Genomic DNA, 23147 nt, shown 5'->3' with positions numbered 1-23147 from the left:
TTGCTCCACTTGATTTTGTCTTTCATCACCTTTATGAAGAACATTTTTCTTTGCGTCCCGGCTAGTTTTGTCTTTCACCACTTTGATGAAAGACATTTTTCTTTGCGTCCCGGCTAGTTTTGTCTTTCATCCACCTTATGAAAACCATTTTTCTTTGCGCCTCGCCTGGTTTTGTCTTTCATCCGCCTTATGAAAACCATTTTTCTTTTTGCTCCACTTAATTTTGTCTTTCAACACTTTTATGAAAGACATTTTTCTTGTTACTCCACTTAATTTTGTCTTTCACCACCTTGATGAAAACCATTTTTCTTTGCGCCTCGCCTGGTTTTGTCTTTCATCCACCTTATGAAGGACATTTTCCCATCCCCCAAATCAAGTATTGTCTATCACACATACTACTCAATAAAAAAACGCATTAGAATCCAAAAGAGAATTCCAATGCGCTTACGATTACTACTTTTAAAGTGAAACCTTTTCGTTTATCTTGAATTATTAACCGGCATTTTTAATTTGTTTTCCAGTAAACTGACTATTATATAAATCGGCATAAAAACCATCCATAGCCAGTAATTCCTCATGGGTACCTTTTTCAATCACTCGTCCGTGATTCATAACGAGGATGAGATCGGCATCACGAATCGTCGATAATCGATGGGCAATGACGAAGCTGGTACGGTCATTCATTAACCGATCCATTGCTTTTTGAATTTGAACTTCTGTCCTGGTATCAACGCTGCTGGTCGCTTCATCAAGAATTAAAATGGATGGATTGGCTAGAATGGCCCGAGCGATTGTCAATAACTGCTTTTGACCTTGGGAAATGTTTGAAGCTTCTTCATTTAAGACCGTGTCATAGCCGTCTGGCAGCGTGCGAATGAAGTGGTCCGCATTCGCAGCTTCTGCGGCAGAAATAATTTCTTCTTCGCTAGCTCCTTCTTTTCCATAGGCGATGTTATCACGAATCGTACTATTGAATAACCACGTATCCTGAAGCACCATCCCAAACAAGCCTCTTAGGTCTTCTCTTTTTAAATCACGAGTATCGATGCCATCGATCAAAATCTTACCTGAGTTAATTTCGTAAAACCGCATTAATAAATTAATCATGGTGGTTTTGCCAGCTCCTGTAGGACCAACGATCGCCACTCTTTGCCCAGGTTTTACCTCAATATTCATATCTTCAATGAGCGGTTCCTCCTCTTTATAACTAAAGGAAACATGGTCAAAGGAAACTTCTCCTCTTGGAGCAGAAATAACCTTCGCGTTAACAGTTTCCGGTATTTCCTCTGTTTCATCTAAAATTTCAAACACACGTTCCGCACTTGCAATGGTTGATTGAATGACGTTGGCAATATTGGCAGTCTGGGTAATTGGTTGACTAAATTGTCTGGCATACTGGATAAATGCCTGGACATCTCCAATTTCGATCGTTTTTTTCGTCACCAATATACCTCCCGCTACGCTGACCAGGACATATCCGATATTATTGATAAAACCCATTAATGGCATAATTAATCCTGCCATAAATTGTGCCTTCCAGGCGGATTGGTAAAGTGCTTCATTACTTTCCTCAAATTTTTCAATGGACTGTTTCTCACGGCCAAAGACCTTGATCACCTTGTGTCCGGTATACATTTCTTCCACGTGTCCATTTAGTTCACCCAGCGCTTTTTGCTGCCCCATAAAATAGCCTTGCGATTTCTTGGCTATTTTCGTTATGGATATAAAACTTAAAGGCAGAGTTACAATGACAATTAGGGTCATGAGCGGGCTAATAGTGAGCATCATGACAATGATCCCAATCAGAGTAATGACAGAGGTAATTAGCTGAGTTAAACTTTGCTGCAAAGTTGTACTGATATTATCAACATCATTTACCGCGCGGCTGAGAATTTCACCATGGGTACGGGAGTCAAAATATTTTAATGGCAGCCGATTCAGTTTTTCCTCCACCTCTTTACGTAGATGGTACACCATTTTTTGGGCAACTCCGGCCATGATAAACTGCTGAAGGTAAGAAAAAATCGCACTGATTATATACAGGCCAATCAGAAGTATGATTATCTGACCGATATAGTCAAAGTCAATTTTCGCACCTGGAATGCCTTTGAACTTCATCATTAACCCTTCAAACAATTTCGTTGTCGCCTTACCCATAATTTTCGGGCTGACAATTGAAAACACTGTACTGATGATTGCGGTAAGCAGTACTGCAAACAGCTGTAATGTATACGGTTTTAAATAACCAATTAAACGGTTAAGTGTCCCTTTGAAATTTTTAGCTTTTTGAGGGGGCATTGCCATGCCCATAGGGCCGAAGCCACCACCTGGTCTGGGGCCGCCGCCTGGTCCTGGTCCATGTTGTCTAGATTCCTTACTCATGCGATTTCCTCCTCCGACAGCTGCGACATCACAATTTCTCGGTAAACCCCACTCGTTTCCATTAATTCCTTATGCTTCCCGATCCCGGCAACTTCACCATTATCCAAAACAATAATTTGATCAGCATCCATAATGGTGCTTACGCGCTGAGCTACAATAAGGGTGGTTGCTAATGAGGTTTCGTCTTTCAAGGCCGCTCGCAATTTCGCATCAGTCTTAAAATCGAGTGCGGAAAAACTATCATCAAAAATATAAATCTCTGGTTTTCGTACGAGAGCCCGAGCAATAGATAAACGCTGTTTTTGACCACCTGAAACATTTGTTCCCCCTTGGGCAATCAACGTATTAAAGCCATCAGGCATGTTAGAAATAAACTCGGTTGCTTGAGCAATTTTAGCCGCATGCTCCACATCAGCATCTGTTGCATTTTCCTTGCCATAACGAATATTCTCAGTGATGGTTCCAGTAAATAGAACAGCTTGTTGTGGTACAAAACCAATTTTTGATCGCAGACTCTCCTGTGACATTTCCCTAACATCGACACCATCAATCAGTACTTTCCCACTGTCAACATCATAGAATCTCGGAATTAAATTGATGAGCGTCGATTTACCCGAACCGGTGCCGCCAATAATGGCCGTTACTTCACCAGGATTCATCGTAAAAGAGATATTGGATATTGCAGGCATCTCAGCCCCAGGATAGCTAAAAGTAACGTTTTGAAATTCAACATACCCTTTTTGCCCAGTAACTGGGGAAGGGGCATTTGGGTCCTGAATATCGGCAATTGTTTCAAAGACTTCATTTATACGAACAGCCGATACGGAGGCTCTTGGAATCATGACAAACATCATCGATAGCATGACAAAGGAAAACATAATTTGCATCGCATACTGAATAAAGGCCATCATGTCGCCAACTTCCATATGCCCATTGTCTATTCGGATCCCGCCAAACCATATGATTGCTACAGTGGTAAGGTTAAGGACAATCATCATAATAGGCATCATAATGGCCATTAATTTATTGACTTTAATTGCCGTTTGGGTTAAATCCCAGTTTGCAGCATCAAAGCGTTTCTTCTCATGATTCACTCGATTGAAAGAGCGAATCACACGAATTCCTGTTAAGTTTTCTCGCAGAACACGATTTAATTTATCGAGTTTTACCTGCATGGCCTTGAACAATGGGATTCCCATTCGAGCCACAATGACAATGGTTATGATCAAAACAGGAATGGAGACAGCTAAAACCAAGGTTAATTTTGCGTCCTTGGAAAGGGCCATAATAATACCGCCAATACACATCATCGGAGCCATGGCCATCATTCGAAGCATCATAATCAGTACCTGCTGTACCTGTGTAATATCATTAGTGGTCCTTGTAATAAGGGACGCGGTCCCTAGTTGATCAAATTCATGTAACGAAAAATTGCTCGCATGACTAAAAAGTTTGCTTCTTAGTAATTTACCAAACCCAGATGCTGCCTTTGAAGAGTAGAAGCTTGCAATAATGGAACAGATCATTCCACCTGCCGCAACCAACAGCATGATCCCGCCAATTTTCCAAATATAATGAGTATCTCCTGTTACAACACCCTTATCTACGATATCTGCCATTAAAGTTGGCAAATAAAGCTCTGAAAGGGATTGAGCTAAGACGAGGATCAAAACAAGAATAATCGGCATTTGGAAGGGTTTAAGAAATCTAGTCAGTTTTAACAACGTAATTCATCTCCCATCCACTTAGCGGTTTAAACCATCAAAATATTGATGAACTTTTAGTAGTAATTCTGCTAATTGATCACTGTCTTCTTCTCCCAAGTAATCAATTAACCCTTTAAAATTTTCTACAAAAGTCTTCCTTGCCTTTATCACAGCTTCTAACCCTTCCGCGGTAAGTTTGATTTTAACAGCCCGACGGTCATCCGGATCTACCTTCCGTTCTACCAACCCGGATTTTTCAAGACCATTAATCATCTGCGTTACAGTAGGCGGGGTGACTTTTAATATTTGACTAATTTCTGAAACTTTCACCTCGGTGTTTTTTTCATTTGCTTCTTGATAAATCGTGGCCAACACTTTGAATTCACTTGGGTTAAAGCCATTGATTTTTTTCTCGTGCCAACCCGTTTTTCTAAAGTGCATAAATGCTTTTAGTAATTTTTGGGCCGTGGCGCTCTCCATATCTGCCAATTCTACTACCTCCACTTTGTTTACCTACTAAATTATTAGGTTGCTTATTAATTTGCATACCTAATTATATTCCTCCATATAACCAACGTCAAATCAAAATGAAAAAACTAGGAAGCAGTCTCCTAGTTTTTAGCTTTATTCACATTCACTTTTAGTAAATTCCACTGGTTGTTACTATAACGCCAAGTTGATTCTACATAAGCAATCGTATCAGCATTGGCAATGCCTGTAACTCTTTGCATCCCTTTTAATCCTGTAGTGCCATCCGATAAAATGATGGGAATAAGACTGTTAAAGGGATTTACATGTAATTCAGTCGGTTCATTTATGTTTCCATTATAGTAAAGGCCCAATTTTTTGTAATATTTTTTTCGATCCTTTAAATCAAACAAATATGTTTTACCAGTTGCTAAAATTTTCATCTCAGCTCTATAGTCATTCATAAATTTCGTTTCCAATTCTAGTGGTTCGGGTACTTTTAGGTCGGTCTTATGAAAATCCTTCAGTGTATATAGATAATGAAGGGAGATACCGCCACTACCACCCGTCTCTACTGTTGCAAATAAGTCTTTTATACCGTCATGGTTTAAATCGATTAACTGCAAAGCCGCTTTTGAACCACTCTCTAATGGGAAATTATATTTCTTACTGTTTGTCGCCATAACTACAAGCTCTATTTTCTTTAAGTAACCCTCTTCACCATGGTAAGGGAACCCTTTTAGCATAACTATTTCATTTTGCCCATCCCCTGTGACATCCGCCGTTTTCTTGGTAATCGTAATTGATTTAGAACCTTCCTCAATCGCATTGACCCCTGTAATTGCTGTTAGCGAAAAAATAAATAAGGCAACTAATGCTAGCCCATATTCCTTTTTCATTCTGATTCCCTCCCCACTTCTAGTATTTGGTAGTATAACCAAATTTGCGGGAAAAGATGAAAAAAGACTCCCAAAATTATGGAGAGTCTTTTTTTGTTTATTCAGTAGTCGGAATCGTCGACTCCACTTTCCATACAGTAGAGACTTTTCCGTTTTCACCTTCATCAAGAATGAAAGAGCCATTGGAATAGCGGTCACTAAAGCGAATATCTCCTGCCTTTAGAGTCTCGATTGAGCCTTTTTCTGTTTGGATAAATAATGCATCTTGATCATTAGCAATGACAAATCCCATAATTCGGTGCGGATTTGCTTTTAGTTCGCGAAGAATGACAACGCCTCGCTTAGCACGTGTTGCTCTTTCAAATTCACTGAGTTTCATCCGTTTCACAGAACCACGTTGTGTGGCAATCACTACTGAACCAGTTGGATTAGTAGAAAGGAGTTGACCGCTAACAACATAATCATCATCCTTTAAGTTGATTCCTTTCACACCCGCAGTCCGGACACCAACGATACTGATTTCTTCCTCAGCAAACCAGAGAGCATAGCCTAGATGGGTAACTAAGAACAGATCTTTTGTTCCATCAGTCAAATGAACGTCAATGACCTGATCATCGTCTTTCACATTAATTCCGACAAGAGGCTTAGAGTACCTTTGAGCTTTATATTGCTTAAGCTCCGTTTTCTTAACCATGCCATTTTTAGTGACAAACACTAGGTAGGCATCAGATTCAAAATCTTTTATTGGAATAGCTTGGACAATTTCCTCATCGCGATCAATTGGAATAATGTTCGCAATATGCTGTCCAAGGTCTTTCCAACGAATATCCGGAAGTTCGTGGACAGGGCAATATAAGTAATTTCCTTTGTTCGTAAACAACAGCACAACATCCTGGGTATTCACATCTAACTGTGCTAGAAGTCGATCGGATTCCTTCATTGCAAAATCTTGTCCGTTTGAGGCAGCAAAGGAGCGTTGGCTTGTCCGTTTGACATAGCCATGCTTCGTCACTGTAACAATAACATCTTCACTTGCCACAAGGACTTCAAGGTTAATTTTTAGTTCTTCAATTTCGGCCTCAATCTTGGAACGACGCTCGTCTGCAAAGCGTTTTTTAACGTCTCTTAATTCTTTTTTAATCACTGAATAAAGCTTTTTCTCACTTTCCAAAATGCTGGTTAGCTCGGCAATCTTGTTAGCTAATTCTTCAGCTTCATTTCTTAATGCTGTAATATCTGTATTCGTTAATCGGTATAACTGCAATGAAACGATGGCTTCCGATTGCAGCTCGGTAAACCAAAATTTTGAGATTAGATTATCCTTTGCATCACGTTTATCTTTAGAAGCGCGGATAGCCGCTATTACTTCATCGAGGATTGACAAAGCTTTGATTAAGCCTTCAACAATGTGCTGGCGTTCCTTCGCTTTGCGTAGATCAAACTGAGTTCTTCTCGTTACTACCTCTTTTTGATGGCTGATATACGCATCTAACATATCAGAGAGTCCCATTAACTTCGGTCGTTTTTGATGAATAGCGACCATATTGAAATTATAGGTAATTTGTAAATCACTATTTTTATATAAATAGGTTAGTACACCTTCAGCATCGGCGTCTTTTTTAAGTTCGATCACTATGCGAAGTCCGGTACGGTCTGTTTCATCGCGAACCTCGGAAATTCCTTCGACTTTACGGTCAAGGCGAAACTCATCCATTTTTTTCACGAGATTGGCTTTATTGATCTCAAAAGGGATCTCTGTAATGACAATTTGCTGTTTGCCGCCACGTACCGTTTCAATTTCTGCTTTTCCACGGACAATAATTTTACCTTTACCGGTTTGATAGGCTTTTTTAATCCCTTCAAGCCCTTGAATAATACCACCAGTTGGAAAATCTGGTCCTTTAATAACCGTCATTAAATCATCAACGGTTGCTTGAGGGTTTTCCATTTTCATAATGACACCATCTATTACTTCACCAAGGTGGTGTGGAGGGATATCAGTCGCATAACCCGCAGAAATCCCTGTAGAACCGTTAACAAGCAAATTGGGGAACATGGCTGGTAATACAGTTGGTTCAGAAGATGTATCATCAAAGTTCGGAATAAAATCCACCGTTTGTTTTTCAATATCCCGCATCAACTCAGCTGCAATCGCAGAGAGTCGGGCCTCAGTATAACGCATCGCTGCAGGTGGGTCACCGTCTACACTACCATTATTCCCGTGCATTTCCACGAGAACATTTCGAACCTTCCAATCCTGACTCATCCTTACCATAGCCTCATATACGGAGGAATCACCATGAGGGTGGTAATTACCGATTACGTTACCAACTGTTTTGGCAGCCTTACGAAACCCTTTTTCATGGGTATTTCCTTCCACATGCATGGCATATAATATTCTACGCTGTACAGGCTTTAAGCCATCCCTAGCATCAGGCAAGGCTCGTTCTTGAATGATATATTTACTGTATCGGCCAAACCGATCCCCTATGACATCCTCCAGAGGTAAGTCCCGAAATTTTTCATTCGTACTCATCCTTCAGAAACCTCCCCTGTGATTGAAATATTTTCATTTTCTAGAATCGAATCATCTTCTTCCAAGCCAAAAGCGACATTACTTTCAATCCATTTACGACGTGGTTCTACTTTGTCACCCATTAATGTGGTCACACGTCGCTCCGCTCTGGCAGCGTCATCGATTTTCACACGGATTAAAGTCCGTGTCTCCGGATCCATCGTTGTTTCCCAAAGTTGATCAGCATTCATCTCTCCAAGTCCTTTATAGCGTTGGATAATATAGCCCTTACCAACCTTTTTCATTGCAACTTGAAGTTCATCCTCATTCCATGCATACTCGATAATTTCCTTTTTTCCAGTACCTTTACTAACTTTATAAAGTGGTGGAAGGGCAATAAAGACCTTACCCGCTTCAACCAACGGCTTCATATATCGATAAAAGAATGTTAGTAATAGAACTTGGATATGGGCACCATCCGTATCAGCATCAGTCATGATAATTATCTTATCGTAATTGATATCCTCTACATTAAAGTCAGAGCCTACACCACCGCCAATTGCATAGATAATGGTATTAATCTCTTCATTTTTAAAAATATCCGATAGCTTTGCTTTTTCAGTGTTTATTACCTTACCCCTTAAAGGCAGAACGGCTTGAAAACGTCGGTCACGGCCTTGTTTAGCTGAACCTCCTGCAGAGTCACCCTCAACCAAATAAAGCTCATTTTTTTGTGGGTTTCTGGATTGAGCCGGTGTTAATTTACCAGAAAGGACCGTTTCGGAGCGTTTGCGCTTTTTACCGCTTCTCGCTTCATCTCTTGCCTTACGGGCAGCTTCTCTTGCTTGGTACGCTTTAATTGATTTTTTAACGAGCAGGGAGCTAATATCAGGATTTTCCTCTAGAATGTAGGACAATTGCTCTGACACAACGGCATCAACTGCGGAACGTGCCTCGCTAGTGCCTAACTTGCCTTTTGTTTGTCCTTCAAATTGCAGCAGTTCCTCAGGAATGCGCACGGAAACAATGGCAGATAATCCTTCACGAATATCGGAACCATCAAGATTCTTATCCTTTTCTTTCAGTAAACCCACTTTTCGGGCATAATCATTGAACACTCTAGTCATGGCTGTTTTGGCCCCGACCTCATGGGTGCCGCCATCTTTTGTACGAACGTTATTGACGAATGACAGCACATTTTCGGAATATCCGTCATTGAATTGAAAGGCAAAATCCACTTCAATTCCATTTTGAACCCCTTCAAAACTAAAAACCGGATGAAGTGAATCCTTCTCTTCGTTCAGATACGTAACGAATGCCTCAATTCCGTTTTCATAATGATATACATCATGGAAATCATTTCGTTCGTCTATGAGATCTATTTTTAAACCCTTTAGCAAAAAGGCAGATTCTCTTAGGCGCTCACCTAATGTTTCAAAATTATAGGTAGTGGTGGAAAAAATGGTTGGATCAGGCTTAAAGTGAATAGTTGTTCCAGTTTGGTTGGTTTTTCCTGTTTTTTCAAGAGTCGTGACAGGTGTGCCACCATGCTCAAACCGTTGTTGATATACAAATCCATCTCGTTTAATTGTAACCGTTAACCATTCTGATAAGGCGTTTACGACTGACGCACCAACACCGTGAAGACCGCCGCTTGTCTTGTATCCGCCTTGACCAAATTTACCGCCTGCATGCAGCACCGTTAAAATTACCTCTGGTGTGGGTTTACCCATTTTATGCATGCCAGTAGGCATACCTCGCCCTTTATCGACAACACTTATAGAATTATCTTTGTGTATTTTTACAATGATTTGCTCGCCAAAGCCAGCTAATGCTTCATCGACGGCATTATCCACAATTTCATAAACTAAATGGTGGAGACCACGTGTGTCAGTACTGCCGATATACATACCTGGGCGCTTTCTGACAGCCTCCAAACCTTCTAGTACCTGTATGGCATCATCATTATATTCAAAAGCTTGCTGATTTCTTGCCACTTACATTCCCCTTTCATACCTTGCCAAAAGAACAAACCTTCTAATTTCGATTATAACCAAATTTAATTATCTAAAATATTGTATCATGAATTTAAAAAACATTAGAACGGATGTTCGTTACTTGATTTTACCATATTTTCTTTGAGCGTCTATGCTTTATTTTAGCGATTTATTTCGATTTGGCAAACAAGTATTTTTAAAACATCATTACTTTGTCATACAATGGGCAAGGATTTATGGAGAAAAACAAAAAAAGCTGCCAGTTTTTAGCAGCTTTTCATTCATATTTTATTTTGTTAATGCATGCATGACTTTAATGCACCGGTCCATAATGACCGTATAGTCTTTTTCTTTCAAAAAGTGGTAAGCATCTTCGTTGACGAGTCCTTGTTGGGCCCAAAAGACATCCGCATCGATTTCAACGAATTCTTGCGCAACATCCATCAATTGTTCGGAGCGGCGGAATACATTGACTATATCAATACGCCCTTCAATATCTTTTAATGTTGGTACAGCCTTCACCCCAAGCGCTTCATCGATTGTAGGGTTTACCGGGATAATTTCATAACCGGCTTGTTGCATCACTTTAGAAACCTGATAGGAGGTGCGATCAGGGTTATTGCTTAACCCAACCACAGCGATACGTTTTGCTTTTTTTAAAATCGCGCCAATTTCTTCTAAACTTGGATTTTCAACTGCCATATTATTCACTCCTAATCATCACATTACCTATATTTTACCTGTTTCCGAAAAAAATATATATTAAAACGCTTCCGGACATTACGGAAGCGTTTATTCATACAGAAATCAATTCTCGTTTAACGGCGGAATGAACCTTTGGGACAGAAAGACATAAACAGGTGCCGTCACCGATATTTTCCATTGTTACAGTCCCATCCATACTTTCTAAGATAATCTTGGTCATATAAAGACCAAGGCCCGTTCCATGCATTTTCGTTGTAAAATATGGATCGAATACCTTATCAATTACCTCTGGCTTAATTCCACCCGCATTATCTCTGAACTCAGCCATGACAAACTCATTTGATTCATGGATCGTAATGTAAAGAATCCGTTCTTGGATATCTTTTTCAACAAATGCATCTCGTGCATTGGTTAATATATTGAGTACGACCTGACTAAATTCATTTGGATAACCAAAGGCGGTTTGCTGTCCTCGATATTCAAATTTGACTTGAATCCCGTGTTTTTTTAGATTTAAAGAGAAAATAGCAAGCGCATCCTCAATGCTTTCAGCTACTGAAAAAGCACTTTTTTCATTGCTCATTTTATAAAATTTCCGGAAATCATGGAGTGTTCTCGACAATAGATTAATTTGAATCATGCTCTCTCTGGTAAATTGATCGATATAATGATGATCAACCTCATCAAATTCCAATGCTTCTCTTACGTCTTGAACCAGTAATGACAAACTATTTAGAGGCTGTCTCCATTGGTGTCCGATACTGGCAATCATTTCACCCATTGCCGCAAGCTTAGAATGATGGAGTAAGATATGATCCTTTTCCCGATTTTTGGCGACCTCTTCTTGGATTCTGTTTTCTAAATTGTGAATCTCCATTTCATATTTTTCTGACAGTTCCCGATATTTTTTTTCACTTTCGTTTAATTTCTTCATAAATCCACTTCCCCTGAATATGACCTGGGATAAGCCAAAACCAATTAAGAGGGAGAGGGAAATTGCAAGATAGATCATGATGTCACCTTCTTAAAGTTCCTTAGCATGTAATGATGTCTGATTTCTCCCATCCTTTTTAAATTGGGTAAGCGACTCCTCTGCGAGAAGGAGCAATTCCAATTTTGATATTCCTTTGGAAAATTCTACTGCTCCAACCTTGCAGAAAATCTTTCCAATGTTTTTAAAAGGGTATTCTTCAATAATCAAACGTATTGATTCGGCTAACGCAACGGCGCCTTGCGAATTTGTTTCTGGGGTAAGCAGGATAAATTTATCCTCTTCCCATCTAGCGAGAATATCACTTTCTCGAATTCGTTGTTGAATGATGGTGGAAACAGTTGTAAAAACCTCATTTTCAACATGCTGATACACTGTATTGTTTGCTTCTTTTTCTTCTTCGATGCCTATGAGGATGATAGAAAAAAAATGATCATATCTTTCCGCCCTGTTGATCTCATTTTCAATAATTTCCATAAATTTCTGACGATTATACGTTCGTGTTAATGGATCAATCATTGCACTTTTCTTATTAAGCTGAATAGCACTAACTGCTTTTTGGACACCTTGTAAAAAAAGCTCTAAATTAATCGGTTTTAAGATAAAATGATTGACTTTATGTTCAATGGACTGAATAAAACAATCATTATCATCTTGAGCTGTTGTCACAATAATCTGCACTTGATCGTCTAACTGTCGAATTTTTTTGATCATTTCAAGCCCGCCGATTGGGTTCATCTTAATATCTGCAATAATTAAATCTGGGTGATATTTTTGAAATAAATCAAATCCCTCCGTACCGTCTTCCGCCACATAAATTTGTGAAAAACGCCTTTTAAGCACCCGGAGAAGTTTTTCCCTAAAATACCTTTCATCCTCTACATATAAAACTTTAATATCTGGATATCTGTGACAATATCGTTGATGCTTTGTTGCCAATCTAATCACCCCATTTCTACAAAAGAATACTAGTAAAACCGGCCTACAAACATTCCTAGGCCGTTATTCATCTGGTATCATATATGGATTTTACCTCATTATAAGAGTCCACTCTAATGCTTTCAATCAGTTTACAAATGGTTTGAAAATTCTCCATATTTTTGTAATAAATTTGACTTTAATTAGACCAATATTGTTTACAAATGAAAATAGACCGGTACTTTACCGGTCTACAAACACTATTTTTGAACAACCATTTTACTAATATCCAAAGCTGTCCAGGCCGTTGGGTCTCCAAAGGATCGGGACCAACTAGCTACCCCTGCCAATTTATATTTAAGTGACAAATCAATTCGTTTTTTTAAGGACAGCTCATCTTCAATCCAAATTTTATAGGTTGCATTTTCATTGGTAGCAACATATTCCGCATAATTTTGCCCTGTCTCCTCGTCATATACAGGGTGGATTCCCTTTTCAGCAAGCCACGTTTTAACCTGTTCCATTGTCAATGCCTTTGAAGTTAATTCTGTGCCGCCATTGGCGGTCGTTTGTTCCTTCCAGAGTCTTGCATATAATGGAACTCCGAGGATTAATTTTTTCTCAGGAACCTCCTGCAATAATTTCCGCAAATTATTTTCTACCCATGGCAAACTGGCCACACTTCCTGGCCCATTTGCCGCTGTATGCTCGTCGTAAGCCATAATAACTAAATAGTCAACGACATCTGAGAGCTTGGCACGCTCATAAAAACTAGACCAATTGTTCGAGCTACTCCCTGTAGAAAACGTAACATCCATTGATACAACTAGGCCGGCTTCATGAAGATATGGAACCGCTTCTCTGATAAATTGAGTGACAAGCGGTCCGTCTTCAGGATTTACATTTTCAATATCGAAATTAATCCCCTGCAACTGATACATCTGGCTATATTGAAGTAATCTCTTGATGATATTTTTCCTAGTATCAAAGTCTTTGAATACTTTACCAGTCAGTTCCGGATCAAAGGAATTGGAAAAAAGCCCCCACACCTGATAGCCTCTTTGTTTCGCCCAATGACTATAATCAATTGATGCCAAATTGTGAATGGATCCATCTTCCCCACCTAAAGAGAACCAAGTAGGTGAAATCACATTGAGACCGGGCATTTCCGTTATTTTAGCTACATCCGGATTTCGGGTATAAACAGCCTCCCATGTTAAATTAATGGGCCCCTTCATGTTCGGAAGTTGATAGTTTCTTATCTCATTGGTAATGGTAATCTTATGTACCTTACCCTGTTTAACATAATTTTTTTGAATGTATCCACTCATTCCATTCCTTTTCCGTACAAAATAGAAATGATCTTTTTCACCTTCGATATAGACTGCTTCTTTTTTCGATACATCTGCAGTATATGGTGATCGGAGTGTTGGTTCTGTCCTTAGTCTTAGCTTTTCACGATTAATATCCTGATCTTTTACTATGCCATCACTATATTTGTCTCCATTCTGTAGAATCCAAATGGCATTGCGATCTGACAGTATTTTATATTGAATCGGATAAAAAGAAAGAAGCGGTTCAACTGCAATATAAAGCTTACTGTCCGAGTTCTTGATTGGTGAAAAGGGTAAAGATACTGGTTGATCATTTATAAAATAGGTTAATGAATCACTAGGCATTTGGACAACTTTATCCTTAGTGGTGATGATGATAGAGTTTGACTTTTCATCCAGCCGAATATGGCTATCGATATTTTTTTGTAAAAAAGCTAAAGAGACATAAACCTTGTCTCCATCTATTATTGCATTTCCTGCTTGCCTTCCATTGAACAAAATGGGATGATTCCCTTGAAAAAAGGCCACTTTCTCTTTCGACGCAAACGGATATAATAATAGAGTAATGGCAGAAATAATAAGCAATAACCCTCCAATCAATCCGCCCACTACCCAAGTTTTTCGTGGATGATGCTTTCGTCTGTAAACTACTTGTGTCATAAACGTTCCTCCCCACATATTATCCTAAGGGATGAAGCAAATTTTAGAAAGATATTTTTCTTATTCAAAAGCTATGTTAAAGAATACTGTTGATTTTAAACCCTGTTGATTGGAGCGGAAGGCACGAAGACTCCTCGAAAATGCTAACGCATTTCCTTCGTGCGTGGGCAAATTCTAGGAAGAAAATCAATGTCCTGTGGGAATACGGTTCTGGAGAGACCCCGCAGGCGTAAGCGCCGAGGAGGCTCGCCGAAACGCCCACGGAAAGCGAAGTGCCTGGAGTGGAAATCAACTTACAAGTTCAACAGAGCTTTTTATAAGAACAATAAATAATTACGATGGTTTCGAAAAGTGTCTATAGTGTTTTTTTACATATACGTGATAAAATAAAGGGACATGATTTTTATTTGAAGGAGAATTTTTGAATGGTTCAACTGATTTTTGTAATGATACTTGCCTATTTACTAGGCTCCATACCATCCGGGTTAATTGTCGGGAAGGTATTTTATCAGACGGATATACGTCAGCACGGGAGCGGAAATTTAGGAGGAACCAATACATTCCGAACACTAGGGGTAAAAGCGGGATTAGCGGTTACGTTAGCTGATATTCTGAAAGGGACTTTAGCAGCATCTTTACCAGCACTTTTTTCTTTGGTACTTAATCCTTTGGAAATCAATCCATTGATCCCTGGAGTAATAGCTGTACTTGGTCATACATATCCGATATTTGCCGGATTTCGCGGTGGAAAAGCGGTGGCAACTTCTGGAGGAGTTATATTATTCTGTGCACCCGTTCTTTTCGTTACCATACTTATAGGTTTTTTTATCAGCCTTTATATAACGAAATATGTATCCCTTTCGTCAATGATTGCCGGTGTTATTGCTATTCTTTATGTCATTATTATGGGCCTAGTTAAAACGTGGGATATACCACTATTAATTGTGATAAGCCTTCTTTCTTCATTTGTCATTTATCGGCATAGAGCAAATATTAAACGAATTATGAATAAGACGGAACCAAAAATTAAATGGCTATAAGGTTATAGCCATTTTTTCATGAAAAGTTCATAACCCCGAAAGCTAAGGAGTACATATTTACAGTAAAATTAAGGTAAGAATATGAATTTCTCCTGGAGGGGTACGTATGTTTAAGGTAAAACAGGAATATCTATTTTCCTCTGATGTCTCCGATACTACAGATGTAAACGAATTTATCGTAGAGTTTTATTGCGATGACCTTGTAGATAGTACACCCGTTATAATAACGAGAAATTTTGATGACTTAATTGAATTTTTTGATGCAATAGAAGAATAGCAGAGCCGGCGTGGCTCTGCTTTTTTATGTGATGTCTTATAGTTTAATCAATTGGAACTTCCATTTTCCCATTACATCTTGGACGTAATCCAGTTTTGTATGGTCAAAGTAGACAAAATCCCGTTCGTGAATAATGACACACACGTCATCGAATTCAAAGGTGAGGTCGCCCTGTATTTTCCGCTCTTCCAGAGACAGATTCATTTTTGGCCCCCCTCAGCCAACTCCCATACTTAGCCGCAAAAACAATTGCTCATCATCGGTCTTTTTTTCTTTGGTAATGGTACTCTGCAATACCCGATAAGCACTTTCCGTCATTTTAAACATACTTTCACACACCTTTTAAAAATTGCTCTTATTCCCATATGTGCTCTAACAGACCCTCTTGCTTTAGAATTTCCTTCTGTCTCGCACCAATTAAATCAAAATGAGAATATCCATCCTTGCGATGATGAATCCATTCTTTTTTCAAGCCATACTTCCTGCCCCATTCAGCCAACTTATCAAAATCATGGGAACCTACTTTCGTAACGGTCTTATAGCCTGGAAATCGGTCGTCCAGCCAATAGTGTGTCAAAAAGGCGATTTCACCTTCATCTATTTTTCGCTTCCAATCTAGCAATTCACGTCTTTTAATCCCAAACGCCAATCTATTCACCTCGAAGCCTAAAGATTACTTCTTTTTAATATCCTCATATTTGAGGTACCACTCTGGAAACGCTTTTTTAAATGCCGCCGGTTTAAAGTTTTCCTTTTTCACGATGATATGTGTGGTCGTTCCCTCTGCACATACCTCATCTGCCCCATTTACGACCATATAAGCATAAATCGTTTTAATACCATCATTGTATGCAACCCATGTTTTTACAAATGCTTTGTCCCCATAACGCAATGGCTTCTTATAAGTTACTTGAACATCGTAAACAGGAGCAAAATAACCGGATTCCTCCATCGCCACATAACTGTAACCTATATCTTCAATTAAGCCTGTCCGACCCAGCTCAAAAAACTTTAAATAATTGGCATGATAAATCACACCCATCATATCCGTATCCGCGTAGTAAAGTTGAATTTCTCTTGTAGAAATAAAATGATTTTCCATTATTAACGTTCCTTTCACATTTTCCTAAAGGCTTTATCAACATCTATTGATTCCAAAATGCCGGCCTTTTCCAATAATGTCCCCTCTGCCTCATCTCCCATTAATCGAGTAGCTTGGGTTAAGATAATTTCATCCACCAAATTAGTGGCAAAACGGCCATTTCCTTTATAACGATTGTTCTCTATTTCTTGCACTAGAAGGTTCAGCGCATCTTCGGTAAACCGGTATTGGTAACTTGCTGCATACGATTCCATTATTTCCAGCAATTCTTCCGGTGTATAATCAGGAAAGAAAAAGAACTTTTTAAATCTGGACCTGAGCCCCGGATTACTTTCTAGCAGCTTATCCATTTCATTAGGATAGCCTGCCAATATCACCACGAGGTTCTCATTCTGCTTCGTCATTTCATCGACAAGGGTATCAATGGCCTCTTTGCCAAAATCACCAGAGGTTTGACTAAGCAAAGAATAAGCCTCATCAATAAACAACACTCCACCCAGGGCTTCACGTATTTTTTTCTTTGTTTTACCGGCTGTCTGCCCAACGTAATTAGCCACTAAATCAGCCCGACTGGTGATGACCAAATGACCTCTTTTTAAAATACCGCACTCCTTCAAAAATTCCGCATAAATTTTCGCTACCGTTGTTTTTCCGGTTCCAGGATTCCCGGTAAACACAGAATGAAGCTGGATCGGCACAGCGGAAAGGCCTTGATTTCTTCTAAATTGCTGCATCTTCACAAAAGATATTAAGGATTGCAATTCTTCCTTTAAGGTGCCTAATCCAACAAGCCGGTTAAGTTTAAACTGTGGTGATTCAAGCTTTTCTTGCTCTTCCTCTTTAAAATCCTCATCTGATAGGAGCAGGTATTTTAAAATATCTGGATCTGTATCCAAGTTGGAACCCTTTTTGAAAATCGCGTCCAACACAATATTATGAACTGTTCGGGCATTACCGAAGGTCTCATCCACCCTTTCTCGATCAACACGATGGGCAATCTCAAGCTTTGCAGTCGGCGTTAAAAAGTAATCATTTTCAGCAGCTACTTTTTCAGCAATTTGAATCAACTCTTCATTTGTGTAGTTGGGAAGATGGATAAAATTCGATTGAGGAAAACGACTCCGTAGCCCCGGATTAGCTTCCAAAAAAGTTCGCATTTCTTCAGGGTATCCAGCTAAAATGACTGCAAATTTGCCTCCAAACTCCTCGCCTGTCATTAAAGATACAAGCGTATCAACTGCAGCCTGTCCATAATCATTTCCAGATTGCCCTTCCCGTTTCAAACTGTAGGCCTCATCTATAAATAACACTCCTCCAATAGAGCGTTCCACAACGGCACGAACGTTTTCCTCTGTTTGTCCAACAAAGGAACCTACCAATTGTGAACGATTGGTTTCAATTACTTCAACCCGTGGAAGGACTCCCAGCTCATGATAAATTTTCGCCAATAAACGGGCTAACGTGGTTTTACCAGTACCTGGATTTCCTGTTAAGATCATATTTAAACTTAGCTCATCTTTAATTTGGAAACCAAGTTCTTTTCGCTGCTTTTGGTATTTGAGGAACCGATAAAAATCATTGACACGCCTCTTTACCGATTCCATCCCTACCATCCCGTTTAATTCTTCAAGGGTATTTTTTTCAGCTTTTTGTTCTGTTCCCTCAAGAAAATTTTCCTTCCATTTGGCTTTAACTTCTTCAACTAGCTGTAAATGAGTCCGTAACTCATCATAATAGGCAGCTGTATGAAAAACGCCAGTGATGGATTCATCATAATCGTGGGAGGCTTTCAACAGTTTTTCTGTCGCTTCAACAGCATCGGAAAATAGTTGATAAAGCCGCTGATACTTTTGAAAAAGTTCTTGGTCGAACATGGTTGAAGTTAGCTTAATATTGGACTGTAATTCGGCTATTCGATCCTCTGAATCCGTTAAAAAAGCCTGACACACTTCTATGTATTGCTCCGCAGTCTTCTTTTTAGCAGTTCGATTATCTGTTTCTCTAATTGGGGGAAAGTGTAAACTTGATAGCGCATCTTTTAACTTAACCCAATCCCATCGAATCAAATGTTGTTTGGCAAGTAAATTATTAGGATCTAACTGAAGTGCTTTTTCAAGCAAAGTGTTGGAAAGTGTGATCCCATCAGCTGTTTTGGACAACGCTAATAAAGTAATCAATTTTGAAACAATAGTGGGGTCAGAAGCGCCTGATAGTGCTTCTATTAGTAATTCATCTCGAATGATTCCTGTTTCGTTCCATTCATTTTCTATGTAGGTAATTATGTCGTTCATATTATTAAATCCCATCTTTATCGTAAATTCTTACTTATCTTATCATAAGGGCTCGGTATAGATAAAATGAGAGGTCTTGAAGTGAAAAAGGACTTGTCCGAAAAGAACAAGTCCCTAAGCCTGATTATCTCTGATTATTGTGAGCTTCATCCTTAATTTCAGATCGGAAAGATTCGATACTTTCACGTCTACGTTCATTTTTTTCCTGGATCTGGCGACGTTGGGTATCACTGTCTGTTAACTTCAAGGATTCCTCCGCAGCCTCCATATTTTGTATCGTATCTTCAATCATATTCTGTAATTTTTCAACGTTATCACTGCGGTCATCTGGATTTGGTTTGTTATTATAAGCCATCTGAAATTCCTCCTAGATAAATGTATCGTTACAGATATAGTTTGTATCGTCTCCGATAATTTAATCACCAAAATTTTTATAACAAAAAGACCCAATGCTTTACGCAAATGGGTCTCCATAATCTAAGGTTTATTCACCTTTAGTTTGCATTACTTGGGCATGTTCACCTGATTTGTCTTGCATTTGTTTTCCTTTGTTACCGCCAAAGCTGCGTGGTTGTGTGCCAATATGTGTTGGTCTAAAGCGTTTTGTTTGATATCCTTTACCCATTTTAATCCCCCCTTAGTAAACAGTTTGTCCACTGGGGAGGAAAACAATGAATGGTAATCTTTTGTCTTACTCAGCTTTGCCGAGGCGTTTAGCTTCAATGCGTTGTTCAATTTTTTCCAATGCAGCGCTATCTTTCAAAAGTTGTGATTTATTTTCAGAAACAAGTTCGGCAAAAGAACGTTTTCTTGGTTTTCTCATTGATATCACCTTCCTTATTACCTATTTTAACAGTAATTATGCCCGGAAACGCTTACAATTATTACAACTTTTTGAAAATTTAATTGTTTTTTATGTTTTTAATATTTTATTCATTAAAAATTGGGTGTTTTTTCATTATAAAAAGACATTGGAATTCCCAATGTCTTCTATCATTTTAATTGATCGGTATATTCTTTCATGTCTTCCAGTTTCATCGAACCAACAAATTTTTTTTGAATAATCCCTTTGCTGTCAATAAAATACGTAGTAGGGATCGATAAAACCTGATATTTCCCGTTTACACCATCATCTGTATCGAGCAAAATCGGGAATGTAATTTTATATTCGTTCACAAACCCCTTGACGTCCAATTGAGGATCAATATTCACTGCCAGAATCGTTACTTTGTCGCCCACTTCACTATGAAATTTCTCCATATCAGGCATTTCAGCCTTACATGGTGGACACCATGTCGCCCAGAAATTAAGCATCACTTTTTTACCTTTTAATTCTGAAAGCTTTACCGTCTCACCGGTCAATGTTTTTAGTTCAAAATCTGGTGCTTTTGACCCTACTGCAAGTCCTTCTTGAGCTGCAGCCGGTTCGCTTGCGGTTTCGGGTTTATCCGTCTTCTTATTCACTGCTTGTACAATTGCCACTGTAAGTAAAGAAATCAATAGGACTGCGGCAATGACCTTTTTCCACATCCCGAATCACTCCTTTGTTCATAATCCGCTACATAAGATTTTACACTATAAGCCTCTTAGAAACAAAGAATGGATATGCCAATCTTGTGACAACCTTTTAAAAAAGTAAGCAGCGAAAACCAAGCGTAATTCAGTTTTACGTTCAGAATTTGCAAATGATCAGAGGAAATCAGACTTCGGACAAACGCAAGTTAAATTGCATGTTTGTTGTCCGAAGTTAGGCATCTTCGGACAACACAAGTCAAAATCATTACATTGCTGTCCAAAGTCAAGCCATCTTCAGACAACGAAAGTCAATATCACTGCATTGCTGTCCAAAGTCAAGCCATCTTCAGACAACTAAAGTCAATATCACTGCATTGCTGTCCAAAGTCAAGCCATCTTCAGACAACTAAAGTCAAAATCATTGCATTGCTGTCTGAAGTCAAGCCATCTTCAGACAACGAAAGTCAATATCACTGCATTGCTGTTCGAAGTCGGAGCAACTTTTAGAACACCCAATTAGAAAAGTAGCTATAGTAGTGATTTCTTCTTCAATAATAATTGCTTAAATTCTTGATCCAATTTAGCATATTTAGGATTGGATTGATCGATTAGGGAGAGTTCACCCAAAATCGAAACAATCTTATTTTCAATCACCATTAGCTCTTCTTCCTTGTTACCATGTATTTGCTTTTTGGGATTAAAGTATTCGTCAGGAGTCATTTCCTTACGATGAATTTGTTGATTTTCAAATACTAGTATTTGATTACATAGCTTATTTAAAAAATAGTAATCATGAGATACCATAATAATCGTACCAGAAAATTCATTTAAAGTTTGTTCAAGCTGTTCCCTGGTTGGCAAATCGAGGTGGTTTGTAGGCTCATCTAAAATAAGCACATCATAATCCTTCATTAAAATATCCACCACTTTGACACGTGTTCTCTCTCCCAAACTTAGCATACCAATTGGCTTGGAAAGATGTTCTTCCCTTAAACCTAAATTGGCAAGATACGTTCTCGCTTTATAAATATCCTCTTTATCCGTATAACCGAGAGCATCCATAATCAACTTATTAACAGGCATATCCGCAACATCTTGACTGAGATAAGCAATTTTAAGGGAGTCGCTTTTCCAAAGATCTCCCTGGTCAATTGACTCTTCACCAAGAATCAGCTTAAGTAGCGTTGTTTTTCCACAGCCATTTTCACCGATTATTCCGATTCTTTCACCATGATTAATGTAGAAATGAGTTGGTTGAAATAGAATTCGATTACCAATTGATTTTGTAAGTTTCTTGGCTTCTATAATCCGTTTCCCTCTTTTCCCTTGGCTTTCAAATTGAAACCGGACCTGAGCTTCTTCATGTGGTCTATCGATTTTGTTTTTTTCAAGTTCGCTCTCAAGACGTTTCATTTTAGACTTCACTTGTTTATCGAGCCTTTTCGCTTTTACACGATGATACTCCTTGAACCCCTCTTCTTTAGTGGAAGTGCGATGGGCCTTTTTAGACCAAGACTTAAGCTGCCCCATTTGCCTTTCGATATCTTGTTTTTTTCTTTGTTGAACTTCGTATTGATACTGTTGTTCTTCGCGAAGCTTTTTTTTCTTTTCTATATAATCACTATAATTCCCATTAAAAAAGTGGATCTTGCCATGTTCTAACTCATAAATCCTATTTACAGTCTGATCTAGAAAATGACGGTCATGAGAAATGATGAAAACAGGTCCATTGAACTTTTTAATTTCCTCTACAAGCCATTGAATGCCTGTAAAATCTAAATGATTGGTCGGTTCATCTAGAATAAGTACATTCGGTTTCGTTGTCCATATCATTGAAAGTGCCAGTTTTAATTTTTCCCCACCGCTAACATGCTGCAAACGCTGATTTTCCCATACTTTTACTCTTGTCAGTCCCAATTCACTGGTAAGTTGATAAAAATCAGAATGATCAGTTGCCGTATGGTGAAAATCATTTAATTCATAATCACTAGATTGACTTAGATAGCCAATTTTTAGATTGATGGAGGATTCAATATGGCCCTGGTCCGGCTCTTCTTTTCCAGAAAGGATTTTTGCTAAGGTTGTTTTCCCAGTACCGTTGTAACCAACCAGACCAATTCTATCGCCATACTTAATATCAAAATCGACATTTTTAAATATGTTTTGTAAGTTATAGCTTTTCGATAATCCTTTCACTTTTAACACAACTGTATTTTTGTTCATAAAAAAACTCCCTTCAATTGAACCTGAAGAGAGTTTTTATATGTCATTTACGAAAATTGGATGCCATAGACAAATAAACCCAAAAATGAGCATAGGGTAATTGGCATTTCTCGATCAGGACATA

The 23147-nt window shown here is 38.7% G+C and carries 21 protein-coding genes; 2 read left to right on the top strand and 19 right to left on the bottom strand.

Annotated elements, in window-relative coordinates; genetic code table 11:
- Positions 1–492 precede the first annotated feature (492 nt).
- The 10 genes from ACI3K6_RS20670 to ACI3K6_RS20625 form a co-directional block, all read right to left on the bottom strand.
- Positions 493–2382, bottom strand: a complete 1890-nt coding sequence (locus tag ACI3K6_RS20670; protein ID WP_435556315.1) for an ABC transporter ATP-binding protein — start codon at positions 2380–2382, stop codon at positions 493–495.
- Positions 2379–4106, bottom strand: coding sequence for an ABC transporter ATP-binding protein (locus tag ACI3K6_RS20665; protein WP_435556314.1), 1728 nt, complete (start codon positions 4104–4106; stop codon positions 2379–2381). The genes ACI3K6_RS20670 and ACI3K6_RS20665 overlap by 4 nt, the downstream gene beginning before the upstream one ends.
- 21 nt (positions 4107–4127) lie before the next feature.
- On the bottom strand, positions 4128–4568 hold the full coding sequence (locus ACI3K6_RS20660) for a MarR family winged helix-turn-helix transcriptional regulator (protein WP_335481624.1): 441 nt from the start codon (positions 4566–4568) through the stop codon (positions 4128–4130).
- A gap of 131 nt (positions 4569–4699) precedes the next feature.
- The gene (locus tag ACI3K6_RS20655) at positions 4700–5455 is read right to left on the bottom strand and encodes a hypothetical protein (RefSeq protein WP_435556313.1); all 756 of its coding nucleotides are present in this window, start codon (positions 5453–5455) and stop codon (positions 4700–4702) included.
- 97 nt (positions 5456–5552) lie between these two features.
- Positions 5553–7991: a DNA topoisomerase IV subunit A gene (gene parC / locus ACI3K6_RS20650; RefSeq protein ID WP_435556312.1), complete on the bottom strand. Its 2439-nt coding sequence runs from the start codon at positions 7989–7991 to the stop codon at positions 5553–5555.
- Positions 7988–9967 carry a DNA topoisomerase IV subunit B gene (gene parE / locus ACI3K6_RS20645; protein WP_435556311.1) on the bottom strand — a complete coding sequence of 660 codons (1980 nt, stop codon included), beginning with the start codon at positions 9965–9967 and terminating at the stop codon, positions 7988–7990. The genes parC and parE overlap by 4 nt, the downstream gene beginning before the upstream one ends.
- Before the next feature lie 288 nt (positions 9968–10255).
- Positions 10256–10669, bottom strand: a complete 414-nt coding sequence (locus ACI3K6_RS20640) for a CoA-binding protein (RefSeq protein ID WP_435556310.1) — start codon at positions 10667–10669, stop codon at positions 10256–10258.
- A gap of 94 nt (positions 10670–10763) precedes the next feature.
- Complete coding sequence (locus tag ACI3K6_RS20635; protein ID WP_435556309.1) at positions 10764–11606, bottom strand: sensor histidine kinase; 843 nt, start codon at positions 11604–11606, stop codon at positions 10764–10766.
- Between the two features lie 90 nt (positions 11607–11696).
- A complete protein-coding gene (locus tag ACI3K6_RS20630) occupies positions 11697–12602 on the bottom strand; it encodes a diguanylate cyclase (protein WP_435556308.1) in 906 nt (301 codons plus the stop codon).
- Between the two features lie 239 nt (positions 12603–12841).
- Positions 12842–14575 carry a glycosyl hydrolase family 18 protein gene (locus ACI3K6_RS20625; protein WP_435556307.1) on the bottom strand — a complete coding sequence of 578 codons (1734 nt, stop codon included), beginning with the start codon at positions 14573–14575 and terminating at the stop codon, positions 12842–12844.
- 425 nt (positions 14576–15000) lie between these two features.
- Here ACI3K6_RS20625 and plsY point away from each other — a divergent pair, with 425 nt between their 5' ends.
- The gene (gene plsY, locus ACI3K6_RS20620; RefSeq protein WP_435556306.1) at positions 15001–15615 is read left to right on the top strand and encodes a glycerol-3-phosphate 1-O-acyltransferase PlsY; all 615 of its coding nucleotides are present in this window, start codon (positions 15001–15003) and stop codon (positions 15613–15615) included.
- A 106-nt stretch (positions 15616–15721) separates the two neighbouring features.
- Positions 15722–15892 carry a hypothetical protein gene (locus ACI3K6_RS20615; protein ID WP_435556305.1) on the top strand — a complete coding sequence of 57 codons (171 nt, stop codon included), beginning with the start codon at positions 15722–15724 and terminating at the stop codon, positions 15890–15892.
- A gap of 36 nt (positions 15893–15928) precedes the next feature.
- Here the strand turns inward: ACI3K6_RS20615 and ACI3K6_RS20610 are convergent, their stop codons facing one another.
- From ACI3K6_RS20610 to abc-f, 9 genes are all read right to left on the bottom strand, one after another.
- On the bottom strand, positions 15929–16096 hold the full coding sequence (locus ACI3K6_RS20610) for a hypothetical protein (RefSeq protein ID WP_335480457.1): 168 nt from the start codon (positions 16094–16096) through the stop codon (positions 15929–15931).
- A gap of 151 nt (positions 16097–16247) precedes the next feature.
- On the bottom strand, positions 16248–16541 hold the full coding sequence (locus tag ACI3K6_RS20605) for a hypothetical protein (RefSeq protein WP_435556304.1): 294 nt from the start codon (positions 16539–16541) through the stop codon (positions 16248–16250).
- Positions 16542–16565: 24 nt separating this feature from the next.
- Positions 16566–16994, bottom strand: a complete 429-nt coding sequence (locus tag ACI3K6_RS20600) for an acyl-CoA thioesterase (protein ID WP_335480453.1) — start codon at positions 16992–16994, stop codon at positions 16566–16568.
- A gap of 14 nt (positions 16995–17008) precedes the next feature.
- Entirely contained in the window at positions 17009–19285 is a 2277-nt protein-coding gene (locus tag ACI3K6_RS20595) for an AAA family ATPase (protein WP_435556303.1), read from the bottom strand.
- Positions 19286–19409: 124 nt separating this feature from the next.
- Positions 19410–19640, bottom strand: coding sequence for a small acid-soluble spore protein Tlp (tlp, locus tag ACI3K6_RS20590; protein WP_335480449.1), 231 nt, complete (start codon positions 19638–19640; stop codon positions 19410–19412).
- A gap of 129 nt (positions 19641–19769) precedes the next feature.
- Entirely contained in the window at positions 19770–19910 is a 141-nt protein-coding gene (locus tag ACI3K6_RS20585; protein WP_173068168.1) for an acid-soluble spore protein N, read from the bottom strand.
- Between the two features lie 66 nt (positions 19911–19976).
- A complete protein-coding gene (locus ACI3K6_RS20580) occupies positions 19977–20108 on the bottom strand; it encodes an FbpB family small basic protein (protein WP_335480444.1) in 132 nt (43 codons plus the stop codon).
- 170 nt (positions 20109–20278) lie between these two features.
- A complete protein-coding gene (locus ACI3K6_RS20575) occupies positions 20279–20815 on the bottom strand; it encodes a redoxin domain-containing protein (RefSeq protein ID WP_435556302.1) in 537 nt (178 codons plus the stop codon).
- Positions 20816–21328: 513 nt separating this feature from the next.
- Entirely contained in the window at positions 21329–23023 is a 1695-nt protein-coding gene (gene abc-f / locus ACI3K6_RS20570) for a ribosomal protection-like ABC-F family protein (RefSeq protein WP_435556301.1), read from the bottom strand.
- Positions 23024–23147: the final 124 nt, after the last annotated feature.

The sequence above is a fragment of the Neobacillus solisequens genome (assembly GCF_051233465.1).
Taxonomy (GTDB): domain Bacteria; phylum Bacillota; class Bacilli; order Bacillales; family Cytobacillaceae; genus Neobacillus.
This window is presented reverse-complemented; position numbering and strand designations above follow the sequence as displayed.